Origin of the sequence: Microbacterium sp. M3, from assembly GCF_033548675.1 — a bacterium.
In the GTDB taxonomy this organism is placed as follows: Bacteria; Actinomycetota; Actinomycetes; order Actinomycetales; family Microbacteriaceae; genus Microbacterium; species Microbacterium arthrosphaerae.
The window spans coordinates 96,352-111,946 of the sequence record NZ_JAWTZT010000006.1 but is presented as its reverse complement, the minus strand read 5'-3'; the positions used below and the strand labels follow the sequence as shown (position 1 = coordinate 111,946).

The following is a 15,595-nucleotide window of genomic DNA, read 5'->3' as shown; positions in this document are numbered from 1 at the left end:
TTCCCTACCTCTCGTCCACCAGCTGTACTCTCGCGGCGCGGGCCGCGGGCGCCGACGCGGGCCGGGCGTCGGGCGCGGGCGCGGGGCGAGCGCGGGGCGCGGCCGGGACGCGGGGCGTCGGGCGCCGGCGGGGGCCGAGCGGGCGGCGCGGCCCCCGCCGCCCGCGGCCCCCGTGCCCCCGCCTGCGGGCTCGCGACTTTCGCCGAAAGTACAGCTGGTGGACGAGATGTTGGTTGGNGCCGGGCGTCGGGCGCGGGCGCGGGGCGAGCGCGGGGCGCGGCCGGGACGCGGGGCGTCGGGCGCCGGCGGGGGCCGAGCGGGCGGCGCGGCCCCCGCCGCCCGCGGCCCCCGTGCCCCCGCCTGCGGGCTCGCGACTTTCGCCGAAAGTACAGCTGGTGGACGAGATGTTGGTTGGTTCCCTACCTCTCGTCCACCAGCTGTACTCTCGCGGCGCGGGCAGCGGGCGCGGGGCGAGCGCGGGGCGCGGCCGGGACGCGGGGCGCCGGGCGCGGCGCGGGCCGAGCGCGGGGCGCGGCCGGAGCCGGACTCAGAAGAGGCCGACGATGCGGCCGTCTTCGTCCACGTCGATCGTGTTGGCCGCTGGCACTGCGGGCAGCCCGGGCATCGTCATGATGTCGCCGCAGATCATCACGACGAAGCGCGCACCCGCGGCGAGGCGCACCTCACGGACGTCGACGACGTGGCCGCGGGGCGCGCCGCGCAGGCGCGGATCGGTCGAGAACGAGTACTGCGTCTTCGCAACGCACACCGGGTACCCGCCGTAGCCCTCGTCCTGCAGGCGCTTGATCTGTGCGCGCACAGCGGTCGAGGCGGTGACCTCGGATGCCCCGTAGATGCGGGTGGCGATGGCGTTCATCTTCTGCCACAGCGTCGCGCCGTCGGAGTACGTGAAACGCAGGCTCTGTGCCTCCTCCGGGTCCTGAGCCGGTGTCTCGGCCCGCTCCGGCCGCGGGGGGGACGGAGGGCCGGGCACCGGGCTGTGGGCGCAGAGGCGCACCACTTCGCGCGCCAGCGCCTCGGCCCCGGCGCCGCCCTCGGCGAAGTGCTTGGCCACGACGGCCGTGACCCCGACGGCCTCCGACGCGGCGACGAGCGCCGTGGTCTCGGCATCCGAATCCTCCGCGCGATGGTTGATCGCGACGAGCGCGGGGATCCCCCACGTCTCGCGGATGGTCGTGAGATGGCGGACGAGGTTGGCGGTGCCGCGCTGGAGAGCGGCCACGTCCTCGCGAGCGAGATCGGCGACCTCCACGCCGCCGTGGTACTTCATCGCGCGCACGGTCGCGACGACGACGGCCACGTCGGGCCGGAGGCCGGTGGTGCGGCAGAGGATGTCGACGAACTTCTCGGCGCCGAGGTCTGCCCCGAAGCCGGCTTCGGTGACGACGTAGTCCGCCATCCGCAGCGCCGAGTCGGTCGCGAGGAACGAGTTGCAGCCGTGCGCGATGTTCGCGAACGGGCCGCCGTGCACGAAGGCCGGCGTGTGCTCGAGCGTCTGCACCAGGTTCGGGGCGAGCGCGTCACGCAGGATCGCCGCCATCGCGCCGTGGGCCTGCAGATCGCGCGCGCGGACGGGCCGGCGGTCGCGCGTATACGCGACGACGATCTCGCCCAGGCGCTCCTTGAGATCGGCGAGGTCGGTGGCCAGGCAGAAGATGGCCATCACCTCGCTGGCGACGACGATGTCGAAGCCGTCCTCCCTGGGGTATCCGTTCGCCGGGCCGCCCAGGCCGACCACGGCATCGCGCAGCGCGCGGTCGTTGACGTCGAGCACCCGCCGCCACGTCACTCGGCGCACGTCGATGCCGAGCTCGTTGCCGTGGTGCACGTGGTTGTCGATGAGAGCCGCGAGCAGGTTCGTCGCGACGGCGATGGCGGCGAAGTCGCCGGTGAAGTGCAGGTTGATGTCTTCCATCGGCACGACCTGGGCGTATCCGCCACCCGCCGCGCCGCCCTTCATGCCGAACACGGGCCCGAGCGCCGGCTCGCGCAGGCAGATCATCGCGCGCTCGCCGATGCGCGCGAGGGCATCGCCGAGCCCCACCGTCGTGGTCGTCTTGCCCTCGCCCGCTGGGGTCGGCGAGACAGCCGTCATGAGCACGAGCCGGCCGCGCGGGCGGTCGCGGAGAGTGCGCAGATGCCGCAACGAGACCTTCGCCTTGTGCCGGCCGTACGGCACGAGCTCTTCCTCGGGGATGCCGAGGCCCCCGGCGATCCGGGTGATCGGCCAGAGGTCGGCCTGCTGTGCGATCTCGATGTTGCTCGTGGCCACGCGCGTTGCTCCGTTCGCGGGCACCGTCGCCCGCTGCGGTCAGCCTAGGCGCAGGCGCCCCGCCGAGTCCGGAGCCCGCGCGTCCAGCGCCGCCCGTCCCCGCACCGGGGCCGCGCGCGGCGGAGGCCCGGCGCACTCGCGGAGGCCCGGCGCTGCCGAGATAGCACGGTCTCGTCGAGCCAGTACGTTGTCGGCGACGACGACATGCGTGCTCGTCGAGATCGCACGATCTCGACGGGGACGGGCGGGTCCCCGGTGCTGCGGTGGCGGTGCGGCGGCGGCGCTGGCGGCAACGCGTGCCCTTGCCTACGTTGGAGGGCATGGCCAGGCATCCGGTCCGCAGAGCGGGCGTCGACGACGCCGAGGCGGTCGCCGGTCTGCTGCACGACTTCAACACCGAGTTCGATACGCCGTCACCGGGCAAGGACGTGCTGGCAGCTCGATTGCGGCACCTGCTCGGCGAACCGCACACGTTCGCGTTGCTCGGTGGCGATCCCGCGCAGGGACTCGCGCTGGTGACGCTGCGTCCGAACGTCTGGTACCCGGGACCGGTGGCGCTCCTCGACGAGATGTACGTGGCGCCGGCGGCCCGCGGCTCGGGCATCGGCGGCGCGATCATGGACCGACTCATCGAGGAATGCCGGGCCGCCGGGGTGTCGGCGATCGAGATCAACGTCGACGAGAGCGATGTCGACGCACAGCGCTTCTACGAGCGTCACGGCTTCGCCGGCGTCGACCCCGAAACCGGCGAGCGCGCCTTCTACTTCTCCCAGGAGCTCTGACCGGCCGAGTGCGGCCGGCGGCTGCGCCGGCCGTGTCGATCGCGCGAGTAATGTTCGAGCGCACGGATTGCCGGCGAGCGGACGACCTGTATGCGCGGATATCTCCTGCACTCGGCGCTCACCGGCCCCCGACTCCGCGCGGGGCCCCGGACGCCGGGCGCGCGGACGCACATCCCGGAGCCGGGTCGGGCCTCGACGCCGGGCGCTGACCCACATCCCGGAGCGGTCGGGCCCGCGACGAGGGTCAGGCCGCGGCGGCGACCACCGCGAGCACGGCGTCGCCGTAGGCCTCGCGCTTCTTCGCGCCGATTCCCGAGACGCCGTCGAGGTCGGCGAGGCTCTCGGGGCGGCGCTCGGCGAGGGCGCGCAGCGTCGCGTCGCCGAACACGATGTAGGCGGGAACGCCGAGCTCCTTGGCGACTCCGGCGCGCCACGCGCGCAGCGCCTCGAAGAGGCCGGCATCGGCGGGATTCAACGACGCGGGCGCGCTGGACTTGCGCACGCGGGCCACGCCGCCCGACCGGCCCATGACGTCGCGGCGCAGTGGGACCGGCGTCTCGGCGCGCAGCACGCCGGCCGCGGGCTCGCCGAGCGCGAGCGTGCCGTACTCGCCGCGGGCGACCAGGATGCCGCGTGCCAGGAGCTGCCGGATCACGCTGCGCCAGTCCTGCTCGCTGAGGTCGGCGCCGAGGCCGTACGTCGACAGCTGGTCATGCCCCTGCTGACGGATCCGATCCGTCGACGAGCCGCGCAGGATGTCGATGAGGTGGCCGGCACCGAACGCCTGGCCGCGCTCCCGCTGGAGCCGCACGATCGTCGAGAGCAGCTTCTGTGCGGGGATCAGGCCGTCCCACGTCTCGGGAGACTCGAGGCAGGTGTCGCAGTTGCCGCAGGGCTGCGAGTCCTCGCCGAAGTAGGCGAGCAGGTTCTGCCGCCGGCATCCGACCGTCTCACACAGGGCGAGCATCGCGTCGAGATGCTGGCCGAGACGATTCTTGAAGGCCCGGTCGCCCGGCGACTGGTCGATCATCCGCCGCTGCTGCACGACATCGCCGAGGCCGTAGGCCATCCAGGCGACCGAGGCTTCGCCGTCGCGGCCGGCCCGCCCGGTCTCCTGGTAGTACCCCTCGACCGACTTCGGAAGGTCGATGTGGGCGACGAACCGCACGTCGGGCTTGTCGATGCCCATGCCGAAGGCGATGGTGGCGACCATCACCACGCCGTCCTCGCGGAGGAAGCGGGACTGATTCGCGGCGCGCGTCTCGGCCGGGAGACCCGCGTGATACGGCAGCGCGTCGACGCCCTGCGCAGAGAGGAACTCGGCCGTCTGCTCGACGGACTTGCGGCTCAGCGCGTAGACGATCCCCGCGGCCCCGGGCCCCTGCGACCTGATGAAGGCGACAAGCTGTCGCCGCGGGTCGGACTTGGCCTCGATGCGGTACTGGATGTTCGGACGGTCGAAGCTCGACACGAAGTGCCGCGCCTGCGGCAGCTGCAGGCGCTCGGTCATCTCGCGGTGGGTCGCGGGAGTCGCGGTCGCGGTGAGGGCCAGACGTGGCACACCGGGGAACCGCTCGGCGAGCGCGCCCAGCGCGAGGTAGTCGGGCCGGAAGTCGTGACCCCACTGCGACACGCAGTGCGCCTCGTCGATCGCGATCACACTCAGCCGCCCCCGGGCGAGGAACCGCAGCGTCGTCTCGGTGTTGAGCCGCTCCGGAGCGACGTAGAGGAGGTCGAGCTCCCCGGCGAGGTACGCCCGCTCGACGGCCGCGCGCTCGGGCGGAGCCTGCGTGGAGTTCAGGTAGGCGGCGCGCACGCCGTTGGCCACGAGTGCGTCGACCTGGTCGTGCATCAGCGCGATGAGCGGGCTCACGACGAGCCCGGTGCCGGGCCGCACGAGCGCGGGAACCTGGTAGCAGACGCTCTTGCCGCCACCCGTCGGCATCAGGACGACGGCGTCGCCGCCCCCGACGACGTGGCCGACGATGTCGCCCTGCTCGCCGCGGAATGCGTCGTAGCCGTAGACCTCCTGCAGCACGGCGCGGGGGTCGGCGCCGGTGAAGTCACGGCGCGGGCCCGCGCCCTCGAACGGATCGAGGTGGGTCGATCCTCCGGCGTGCACGTCGGGCGGCGGCGCCCAGCCGTCCTCCGGCGGTGCCCACGAGTCGTCGGGCGGAGGTGCGTCGTCGAACGGGGGCGCTGCGAGATCGGCCTCCCACGCGAGATCGGCGTACGGGTCGCCCTGCGGGATTGTCACCCGTCCCAGGGTAGCCGCGGCATCCGACTCGATCTTCGTGGGGGACGGATGCCGCACAACCGGCGCGATGCGCGCGCGAGCGGCTGCTGGGGAGGAGCCGGGAGTCAGGCCGACGCAACCTCCAGCGAGGCGTAAAGGCTGTGGCGACGCGGGTCAGCACCACTTGTCGGCGATCGCCTGGATCACCGTGCGATTGCGGTTGGTCGCGACCCCGAGCAGCTTCACCGCGTTGAGCGGATCGACCGAACCGGCCTGGTATGCCGGGCCGAGCAGCGCGTGCGCGGCGCGATCGCTCACGACCATGCGCCCCGCCTCGGACTCGAGCGCCGCGATGCCGGCGACGGCGTCGGCGGAGGGCTCGTCCTTCAGCAGATAGACGTAGTGGCGCGCGAGGCCGGGACTGGCCTCGCTCAGGGCCGCGGCCTCGTCGGCGATCGCGCGCACCTCGGCCGTCGTGAAGACCATGGTCGGCACCTCGAAGCCGCGGTCGGCGGCGAAGGCGTCCTCGAGCAGTTTCTCGATCTTGGGGTGCGACCGCATCGATGTAGTGAAGCGCACGTTGCCGGTGTTGATGTGCGTCTCGACGTCGGTGAAGCCGACGCCCTCGACGGCGCGGCGGATGTCGTCCTTCGGGACCTTCCGATTCGGCCCGAGATTGATCGCGCGCAGGAACGCCACGTAGGTGGGCATGACCTCATCATTCCGGATGACCTCGTTCCACGCAGGCCGGTCGCCGGGGCATCCGTTAGCCTCGAGGTCATGCAATGCCTGTGACCCGCCTCCGTCACCACCTCGTCCGCCGCGATCGGCGCGGACGCTGATCCGGATGCCGCAGCCCGGCGTCCTCGAAAGGCATCGCATGTTCCCCACCACCCAGCCGCTGCGCGGCAAGACCGCACTCGTAACCGGCGTCTCCCGCCGACGCGGCATCGGCTTCGCCGTCGCGTCGGAGTTCGCCCGGCTCGGTGCCGACGTCTTCCTCCACCACTACCGCCCGCACGACACCCGTCTGCCGTGGGGCGGCGACGACCTCGACGCGGTGCGCGACGGGCTGCAGAGCGCCCTCGCCACGGGCGCCCGGTTCGGCGATGTGAGCGCGGATCTGCGGGACGCGGCATCCGTCCCCCTCGTCATCGAGGCCGCGCAGGGTCTGACCGGACGGCTCGACATCCTGGTGTGCAACCACGCGCAGTCGGGCGACGACGGCTCGATCCTCGACATGACCGCCGAGCGGCTCGACGCGTTCTGGGCGACCAACACGCGCTCGACGATCCTGCTCACGCGAGAGTTCGCGGCCCTGCACGCGCGTTCGGACGGGCCGGGTTCGCGGCCCGGCGAGCGCGTCGAGCGTCGCGGCCCGTTCGCTGAGCCGACGGGACGGGTGTTCTGGATGACGTCGGGGCAGATCCACGGCGCGATGCGCGGCGAGGTGGCGTACGCCGCGAGCAAGGCCGCGCTCGCCGGCGTCACGAAGACGGTCGCGGCCGAGCTGCTCGACCTCGGAATCATCCTCAACACGATCGATCCCGGACCGGTCAACACGGGCTACCTCGATCCTGAGACGACGGACCGCCCGCTCGCCGAGATCGAGGCGTGGATGCGCGCCACCCCGTTCGGGCGCTACGGCGAACCCGCCGACCCGGCACGGCTCATCGGGTGGCTGGCGACGCCGGCGGGCGCGTGGGTCGTCGGCCAGGTGCTGTCCACCGACGGCGGGCTCGGGCTCGGCTGACCCGCGGCTCGAATGGCCCGGGTGGCACGCTCGACCCGGTCACCCGCCCATCCTCGAACGGACCGCCGCCACCCCGGGCTACAGCCGGACGACCTCCGTCACCCGCACGACGGCGGTGCCGGTCTCCTCCGACGCGGCGAGGTCGACCACGCCGCGGATGCGCCAGTCGTGGTCGCCGGCCGGGTCGTCGATCGTCTGCTCCACCCGCCACACGCCGGAAGCGGCATCCGTCTCGTCGATCGTCACGAGGCGCGGCGACCGCGCCGGACCGCCCGTGCCGATCGAGTCATGGTCGTCGAAGTAGGCGTCGAGAGCGGCGGGCCAGTCGACGTCGGCGTCGAGCTCGACGAGCTCGTCGTCGCGTTGCAGCGCCGCCAGCTGCACTCGGCGGAACAGCTCGTTGCGCACCAGCACGCCGAACGCGCGACGGTTCGTGAGCACGGACGGCGGGGCGGGCGGCACGACCGGCGCCGCCGGGTCGTCGGCGGGGTTGACCAGCGCCCCCCACTCGTCGACGAGGCTCGAGTCCACCTGGCGCACCACCTCGCCGAGCCACGCGACCAGGTCGTGGAGGTCTTCGGTCTGCGCCTCGGCGGGCACCGTCTGCCGGATCGCCCGGTACGCGTCCGACAGGTACCGCAGCACCAGCCCCTCGCTGCGCGCGAGCTGGTAGAGCGAGATCAGCTCCGAGAACGACAGCGCCCGCTCGAACATGTCGCGCACGACCGACTTCGGCGACAGCTCGAAGTCGCGCACCCACGGCTGGCTCGATGCGAACACCTCGTACGCCTGCGCGAGCAGCTCGTCGAGCGGCTTGGGGTAGGTGACCTCCTCGAGGAGGGCTATGCGCTCGTCGTACTCGATCCCGTCGGCCTTCATCGCGGCGACCGCCTCGCCGCGGGCCTTGAACTCCTGCTGCGCCAGGATCGGTCGCGGGTCGTCGAGCGTCGCCTCGATGACGCTCACGACGTCGAGGGCGTAATGACCGGTCCCGGCGCCGGTGCGTGCTGCAGAACTCCACGGATTCTGCCCCGCGGCCGCCGAATCCGGCATCTCCGCGGGCTGACGCGGCGGATCCGTGGAGTTGTGCCGGGCACCGGCCGTGTCGTCCGGGTCGAGCAGCTCGATCGCGGCGAGCGCGAACGGCGACAGCGGCTGGTTGAGGGCGAAGTTCGGCTGCAGGTCGACCGTCAGCCGGATCTGATCCCGGATGCCGGGGGCCGAGGCATCCGTCATCTCCCCGCGTGTCCCAGAATCTTCGCCGCGTGTCCCGGAATCATCGCCATACGGCGCGGTTTGCGGACGATTTCGGGACATGCCGTCGGTGGAGGGCGTCTCGAGCGCGCCGCGCGCGACCTCGACAACGTCGGCGGCGACCAGCGTGCGGAAGATCGCGATCGCGCGGCGGGCGAGCTCGTACCGGCGGGCGCGAGGCTCGTGGTTGTCGAACACGAGAGACCGCACGTTCGTGAACACGTCGCCGCCGCGGGCGATGACGTTGATCAGCATCGCGGCGGTCAGCTGCAGCTGGGGGACGAGCGGCTCGGGCTCGGCCTCGACGAGGCGCTCGAACGATCCGAGCCCCCAGTTGACGACCCCCGTCGGCGCCTTCTTGCGGACGATCTTCTTGCGCTTGGCAGGGTCGTCGCCGGCCTTGCGCAGCGCGGCCTCGTTCTCGATCTCCCACTCCGGCGCCATCACGACGACGGTGCCGGCGGTGTCGTAGCCGGCGCGGCCCGCGCGGCCCGAGATCTGATGGAACTCCCGTGCGGTGAGCTGGCGCATCTTGGTGCCGTCGAACTTCGACAGCGCCGTGATGAGCACGGTGCGAATAGGGACGTTGATGCCCACGCCGAGCGTGTCGGTGCCGCAGATCACGCGCAGCAGTCCCCGCTGCGCCAGCGTCTCGACGAGGCGGCGGTAGCGCGGCAGCATGCCTGCGTGGTGCACGCCGATGCCCGCCCGCACGTAGCGCGACAGCGTGCGCCCGAAGGCCGTCGTGAACCGGAAGCCGCCGATCGCCTCGGCGATCGCGTCGCGCTGCTCGCGCGACACGATCTTGATCGATGACAGCGCCTGCGCCCGCTCCATCGCGGCGGCCTGCGAGAAGTGCACGATGTAGATCGGCGCCTCGCCGGTCTGCAGCAGCTCCTCGACGGTCTCGTGGACGGGCCGGCGCGCATACGAGAAGTGCAGGGGCACCGGCCGCTCCACACCGGTGATGCGTGAGACCGCGCGACCGGTGCGGCGCTCGAGGTCTGCGGCGATGTCCGTGACGTCGCCGAGGGTCGCCGACATGAGCACGAACTGGGCGCGGGGCAGCAGGAGCAGCGGCACCTGCCACGCCCACCCGCGCTCGGGGTCGCCGTAGTAGTGGAACTCGTCCATCACCACCTGATCGACCGCGGCGTCCGCGCCCTGGCGCAGCGCCAGGTTCGCCAGGATCTCGGCCGTGCAGCACACGATGGGCGCATCGGGGTTCACCGACGAATCGCCCGTCACCATGCCGACGTTCGCGGCGCCGAAGATGTCGACGAGCGCGAAGAATTTCTCGCTCACGAGCGCCTTGATCGGCGCGGTGTAGTAAGTGCGGCCGCCACGGGCGACGGCGGCCGCGTGCGCCGCGACGGCGACCAGCGATTTGCCGGTCCCCGTCGGCGTCGACAGGATCACGTGCGATCCCGACACGATCTCGATGACCGCCTCGTCCTGCGCCGGATACAGCGCGAAGCCCTGATCGCCCGCCCACTCGACGAACGCGTCGTACAGCGCGTCGGCGTCGGGTGCCCCGGCAGGCGACCCGGCCGCCTCGGCCGCCGCGGCGATCGTCTCGAGAAGCGTCACCGTCCGAGTCTGCCAGGTCGCCTCGCCCTCGCCGGTGGATGACGGATGCCGCGGGCCCCGGCATCCGTCCCCTCCCTCTTCGTCCTACCCGGCGAGGGCTCCGGCGACCGCCCGGGCGTAGGCCTGCTGGCCGGCGGCGTTCGGGTGGAAGCCGCGGTCGACCGTGCCCTTGCCCGACGAGAGCCCGATGATCCAGCGGTCGCCGGTGTCGCAGAGCCGGTGCCCCTCGAACGCGGGCGAGACGTCGACGAACTCGACCAGTGGATCGGGCATGCCGAACGTCGCGGTGAAGATCGCCTGGTAGAGATCCACGCCGCCGCTCACGGCGGTGTTCACCCCCGCCACTCCGGCGTTGATCTCGGCGGTCTGCTGCGCGGTGAAGGCGACCGGCGCGCCGCCCGAGCTGCCGACGTGGCAGGTGTCGCTCACCATGCCGAACAGCAACGGGTAGCCCGTGACCACGATCCGCGCGGTCGGGGCCAGACTCCGGACGAGCCCGATCAGCTGCGAGATGGCGACCGGGATCCCCGCCGCCGCCTCGGCCGCGTCCAGCTTGGCGGCCTCGCACGCGGCCGGCGTGCCGGTGCTGCTGCAGGCGATGAGCACTGACTGCCAGTCGATGTTGTTCACGCCCGCCGTGATGGTGACCAGCTGCGTCGCGGGTCCGAGCGAGCCCATCGCCGCGAGAGTCGCGGCCTGCGCGGTGACCTCGGCCGTGTCGTCTCCCGCGCACGCGGCGGAGAGGACGGGGGTGCCGAGGGCGACGCCGAGCAGCTCCGGGTAGGCCTTCTTCGAGCGCAGGCAGCCGGCGTCGAGGTACGGCATGTTGCCCGTGCCGGCGGCCTCCGAGTCGCCGATGGCGACGTACGGCGAGCCGGTCGGCTCCACGGCGAGCGCCGCGGAGGAGGTGCCGAACAGCGCGGTCGCGCCGACGGCCAGCGCCGCGAGGGCGGCGAGGATGCGTCGTTTCATGATTCCCCTTTGAATCCAACGGATCGATCGGTCTCCCCAGAACCGGCCCACCGGTGCACATCCCGTCCCTCGCTGCACGGGTATGCGGTGGACGAGGCTGACGATAGACCCGCGACGGGTCCGCCGAAAGGGGGAGGCGCGCGCTGGCGGAACACACGGGCGCCCGCCTACGTTGGAGAAGACGTCGAAAGGATGCCGATGCCTGCCACCGAAGACGAGATCACCGTCCGTCGCAACGACGATGCCGGCCGCTACGAGGTGTGGGTCGGCGACGTGCTCGCCGGATTCACGGAGTTCGTGCCCGACGCCCGCGGCCGCCTGCGGTTCCCCCACACCGAGGTCGATCCGGCGTTCCGGGGGCGCGGTCTGGCGCAGATCGTCGTGGCCGAGGCCATGGCCGACGAGGCCCGCCGGGGCGACACCGTGGTGCCGCTGTGCCCGGTCGTGGTGAAGTACGTGCGCGAGAACGACGTGCCCGGCCTCCAGGTCGAGTGGCCGTCGCGCGTCGCGACCCCGTGAACCCGTCATGACCCGCATGGATGCCGACGCCGCCGTCGCGACCGAGTCCGCGGTGGAGTGCATCGGGCCGCGCGCGCTGCTCCTCGAGGTGCGCGAGGTGCCGCTCGGCGGCGTCCGCGCGATGTCGGTGCACCGTGCGCTGCCGCAGCGCGAGCTGCCGCTCGTCGGAGCGTGGTGCTTCCTCGACCGGTTCGGCCCGCAGGAGACGCGCATGCGCGTCGAGCCCCACCCGCACATCGGCCTGCAGACCGTGACATGGCCGTACCTCGGCGACGTCCGCCACCGCGACTCGGTCGGCAGCGACGTCGTCGTGCAGCGCGGCGCGCTCAACCTCATGACGAGCGGCGCGGGCATCTCGCACTCCGAGTACTCGGTGGGCGACGACGCGGCGCCTCTCGACGCACTGCAGCTGTGGGTGGCGCTGCCCGAGTCGCGCCGGCATGGCGCGCCGGCGTTCGAGCAGCACGCGGTGCTCCCCGAGTTCGAGCTCGTGGCGGTCGATGGGGCGCCGGGCGCCGCCACCGTGGTGCTCGGCGAGCTGGGTGGTGTGCGGTCGCCGGCGACGGTGTACACGCCGATCATCGGCGCCGAGCTGCGGATCGCGGCCGGCTCGACGGTGCGCGTGCCGCTCGACCCCGCATGGGAGCACGCGCTCGTCGCGGTGCAGGGCGAGGCCTCGGCCGAGTCCGTCACGCTCGACACCGCTCATCTGCTGTACCTCGGCACCCGGCGCAAAGGCGTCGAGATCACGAGCCCGACCGGCGCGACGCTGTTCCTCCTGGGCGGCGAGCCGTTCGAGGACGACGTCGTGATGTGGTGGAACTTCGTCGGCCGCACCCATGAGGAGATCGTCGACGCCCGCGAGGCCTGGGAGTCGGGCTCCGAGCGGTTCGGCCGTGTCGTCGACCACGGCGACGAGCGCATCCCCGCCCCGCCGATGCCCGCGGTGCGCCTCACCCGTCGGCGGCGCCGCCTATAGCGCGCACGCCGCACGCGGCGGATGACGGATGCCGCGGCCCGTGGTCCTGCGGTGCGGCATCCACCCCCACCCGTGCGAAGTCCGGACTTCACAGGGTTTCTCGCATCGCACCGTGCACTTCCCGGACCGCGAAGAGGCGCCCGGGCCGAAGCCCGGGCGCCCCTCGCTGTGCGCTGTGCGCTGGAACTACGGCACGTCGACCGAGACGACCGTGCGCACGTCCGAGTCGCCGTAACGGACCACGCCGAGGTAGGTGCCGCTCTCGAGGCCCGACCACGACAGGTTGTACGTCGTCGGCGTCGCCTGCTCGGCCGCCAGTGTGCCCGGGGTCGCCGTCAGCGAGCCGAGGCCGCCGTCGGTGACGAGGGCGCTGGTGGCCGTCCAGGTGAACGGACCGGTGAAGGCGAACACGTCGGCCTCGATGAGGTACCACCCGGCCGTCGGCTGCGGGATCTGCACGGCCTCATCGGCCGAGCCGGTCGCGGACTGCCATGCCTGGTAGTACCGGAGGTCGGTGTCGCTGACGACGCGCTTGACCGTGAGGTCGAGGTCGGTGCCCGCGGTGTCGACCGATGAGTTCAGCGCGAACCGGGCGAGTTCGACCCCTTCCGGCACCTGCACCAGGACCTTGGTGAGGCCGTCGGTGTCGGCACCGGTGGTCTCGTCACCGTCGATGAGCACGTCGTCCTTCGCGAGGCCGAACACGTTCAGCGGCAGGTCGCCGGTGAAGCCCGGCGTGACCGTGACGTCGACGCTGCCGTCGGCGCCCTCGCCCGAGACCGCCGGCGGGGCGTCGGCCGTGACCGGGAACACCGCGATGGGCGAGCGGACCGTCGTGTCGGCGCCCGTCCACGTGAGGAAGCCCGTCGTCCACTCCTCGACCGGAGCCGTGGCGTTGGTGAACGTGACCGTGAAGGCCTGCGTCTCGCCCGCGGCGATCGTGAAGGAGGACGGCGAGACGACGGCGTCGACACCGGGGAGGTCGACCGAAGCGGTGAACGTGCCGGCGGTGGTGGCCGTGACCTCACGCGTGATCGTCTGCGTGCCGGCGAGCGCGCCGACTCCGATCGACGCGAGGTTGAGGTCGCTCGGGTCCATGGGCTCCGCGTCCGTCCAGTAGTCGGCCCCGAGTGCGCCCTCGATGTACGACAGCCAGTCCATGGTGTCGTTCAGGTAGAGCAGGCCCGGCTGGAAGTAGCGCTTCGGGTCGACGTGACCGGCACCCTGCGCGAAGGTGTCGGCGACAGGATCACCCGAAGCGTCCACGAGGTCGTACGCGGTCGTCATGAGCGCGGACTTGATCTGCGCCGGCGTCGCGTCGGGGTCTTCGCCCAGGTAGAGGGCGCCGAGACCTGCGACGTGCGGCGACGACATCGACGTGCCCGACTTGAAGCCGAACGTCGCGGCCTCCTTCGGGCCGTTGTGCGTGGCGGCGATGATGGCGACACCGGGCGCCGACACGTCGGGCTTGATGACGTCGCTGCCGTCCGCGAGGATCGGCCCGCGGCTGGAGAACCCGGCGATCTGGGGCGTCGGGGTCTCGACACCGGTGACGTTGTCACCGACGAGGGTCGCCGTCGCGCCGGCGGTGCCGCGGACGTACTCGAGCAGCGCGTCGCGGTGCTGCGCGTCGATGTGCACGGTCGGCACCGAGTGGAAGTCGTTGTCGAGCGATCCGGGCGTCTTGTTGACGAGGATCATCGCCGTGCCACCGGCTGCGGCGACCTCCTGCGACTTCTCCACGCGGGCGTTGGCGCCGCGGTCGCAGACCACGATCTTGCCCGCGGCCTTCGCCGGGTCGAGCGTGCCGAGGAAGCACAGCTCGGCGTCGGCCTGCGCGGCATCCGCCTTCTTGATGTCACCCGCGTAGACGACCGGGCCGCTGAGCGACTCGCCGAACGGCACCGTCACCGAGGCACCGGCGGCCTGGAAGCCGTTCGGCAGCTGGACCGTGCCCTCGTAGGTCGGCACCGTGGAGGCGGCGACCGTCGTGTACCAGGGCGAGCCGTGGTCGGCGGTCGCCGCACCCGGTCCGTCGTTGCCCGCGCTCACCGACACGAAGACGCCCGCCGCCGCGGCACCCAGGAACGCGTAGTCGTCCGCGCTCAGGATGCTCGAGGCCGAGCCGCCGCCGATCGAGTAGTTGATGACGTCGACGCCGTCCTCGACCGCCTTGTCGATGGCGGCGATCAGGTCGCTGCCCGCGCAGATGTCGTCGCTCGTGACGAGGTCATCGGGCCCGACGTAGCACGCCTTGTACGCCGAGACCTTGGCAGCCGGGGCAACGCCCGAGATCTTGCCGAAGCCGATGCCCTCGACCGAGGCGTCCACGCCGAAGTTGCCGGCGGCAGTGCCCGCGGTGTGCGAACCGTGGCCGTCACCATCTCGCGGCGAGAGGTAGTCGTAGCTGAAGTCGAAGCCCGACGCCTTCGCACCCTCGGAGAAGTACTGCGCCCCGATGAGCTTGGTGTTGTAGTTGTGCTTGTTCCAGCTCTGACCGATCGTGATCGGGCTGCGGAACTGGCCGCCGTCGGCCTTGTCGAAGACGATGGTGTCGCCGCCCTCGGTGTAGGGCTCGCCCGTGCCGGACTTCTTCTTCAGCTTGTCGCCCGCGAACGAGGGGTTCTCGGGGGCGATGCCCGTGTCGATGACGCCGACGACGATGCCCTTGCCCGCCTCCGCGACGCCGCCCACGGCATCCCAGACGCCGCCGGTGCCGGTGTCGACCGACCCGAGACCGATGAACTCCGTCGACGGCACGGCCGCGGTCGGGTGGTAGATCTCGTCGGGGAAGACGCCGAGCACGTTCTTGTCGGTGCTGAGCGCGTCGACCTGCTCGCCGGTGAGCTGGGCGCTGAAGCCGTTGACCGTCACGCCGTACGTCGTGTCGGGGGTGGCGCCCACCTCGGCGGCGACGTCCGCCTGCTGCTTCTTGAGGTGCGCGAGGTACTTCTTCGAGTTGGGCGAGTGGGCGTCGAGCTGCGCGCCCTTGTCGGGCTTGGTGCGCTGGAGGCCGCTCGTGCCGCCCTCGTACGCGGCGAGGGGCGCTTCCTTCAGCAGGACGATGTAGCGGCCGTCCTCTGCGCCGACGGGGGCCGGGTTGTTCACCTCCTCAGGCGCGGCACCGAAACTTGCTGTGGCTGTGCCCGTGAACAGGGCGGCGAGTGTGACGACCGCGGCTGCTCTGACGGAGGATCGACCCATCAATGGCCTCCAG

10 protein-coding genes are annotated in these 15,595 nt (G+C 72.1%); 4 read left to right on the top strand and 6 right to left on the bottom strand.

The window, feature by feature from the left end:
• Window positions 1–547: 547 nt before the first annotated feature.
• Complete coding sequence (locus R8Z57_RS16395) at window positions 548–2,293, bottom strand: formate--tetrahydrofolate ligase (RefSeq protein WP_318354855.1); 1,746 nt, start codon at window positions 2,291–2,293, stop codon at window positions 548–550.
• 320 nt (window positions 2,294–2,613) lie between these two features.
• On the opposite strand from R8Z57_RS16395, the gene R8Z57_RS16390 reads away from it, so the two are divergent.
• Window positions 2,614–3,075, top strand: a complete 462-nt coding sequence (locus tag R8Z57_RS16390; RefSeq protein WP_318354854.1) for a GNAT family N-acetyltransferase — start codon at window positions 2,614–2,616, stop codon at window positions 3,073–3,075.
• Between the two features lie 244 nt (window positions 3,076–3,319).
• Here R8Z57_RS16390 and recQ read toward each other — a convergent pair whose 3' ends face one another.
• The gene (gene recQ, locus R8Z57_RS16385; RefSeq protein ID WP_318354853.1) at window positions 3,320–5,332 is read right to left on the bottom strand and encodes a DNA helicase RecQ; all 2,013 of its coding nucleotides are present in this window, start codon (window positions 5,330–5,332) and stop codon (window positions 3,320–3,322) included.
• 153 nt (window positions 5,333–5,485) lie between these two features.
• Window positions 5,486–6,022 (bottom strand): DUF1697 domain-containing protein, encoded by a 537-nt coding sequence (locus R8Z57_RS16380; protein ID WP_318354852.1) that lies wholly within the window; start codon window positions 6,020–6,022, stop codon window positions 5,486–5,488.
• Between the two features lie 169 nt (window positions 6,023–6,191).
• Between R8Z57_RS16380 and R8Z57_RS16375 the strand changes: the two genes are divergently transcribed.
• The gene (locus R8Z57_RS16375; protein ID WP_318354851.1) at window positions 6,192–7,064 is read left to right on the top strand and encodes an SDR family oxidoreductase; all 873 of its coding nucleotides are present in this window, start codon (window positions 6,192–6,194) and stop codon (window positions 7,062–7,064) included.
• Window positions 7,065–7,142: 78 nt separating this feature from the next.
• Here the strand turns inward: R8Z57_RS16375 and R8Z57_RS16370 are convergent, their stop codons facing one another.
• Entirely contained in the window at window positions 7,143–9,908 is a 2,766-nt protein-coding gene (locus R8Z57_RS16370) for a DEAD/DEAH box helicase (RefSeq protein ID WP_318354850.1), read from the bottom strand.
• A gap of 84 nt (window positions 9,909–9,992) precedes the next feature.
• Window positions 9,993–10,880 carry an SGNH/GDSL hydrolase family protein gene (locus R8Z57_RS16365; RefSeq protein WP_318354849.1) on the bottom strand — a complete coding sequence of 296 codons (888 nt, stop codon included), beginning with the start codon at window positions 10,878–10,880 and terminating at the stop codon, window positions 9,993–9,995.
• Window positions 10,881–11,078: 198 nt separating this feature from the next.
• Here R8Z57_RS16365 and R8Z57_RS16360 point away from each other — a divergent pair, with 198 nt between their 5' ends.
• Both R8Z57_RS16360 and R8Z57_RS16355 read left to right on the top strand, forming a co-directional pair.
• On the top strand, window positions 11,079–11,399 hold the full coding sequence (locus R8Z57_RS16360; RefSeq protein WP_318354848.1) for a GNAT family N-acetyltransferase: 321 nt from the start codon (window positions 11,079–11,081) through the stop codon (window positions 11,397–11,399).
• 7 nt (window positions 11,400–11,406) lie between these two features.
• Complete coding sequence (locus tag R8Z57_RS16355) at window positions 11,407–12,378, top strand: pirin family protein (RefSeq protein ID WP_318354847.1); 972 nt, start codon at window positions 11,407–11,409, stop codon at window positions 12,376–12,378.
• A 186-nt stretch (window positions 12,379–12,564) separates the two neighbouring features.
• Here R8Z57_RS16355 and R8Z57_RS16350 read toward each other — a convergent pair whose 3' ends face one another.
• Window positions 12,565–15,486, bottom strand: coding sequence for a S8 family peptidase (locus R8Z57_RS16350; RefSeq protein ID WP_318354846.1), 2,922 nt, complete (start codon window positions 15,484–15,486; stop codon window positions 12,565–12,567).
• Between the last annotated feature and the right edge of the window lie 109 nt (window positions 15,487–15,595).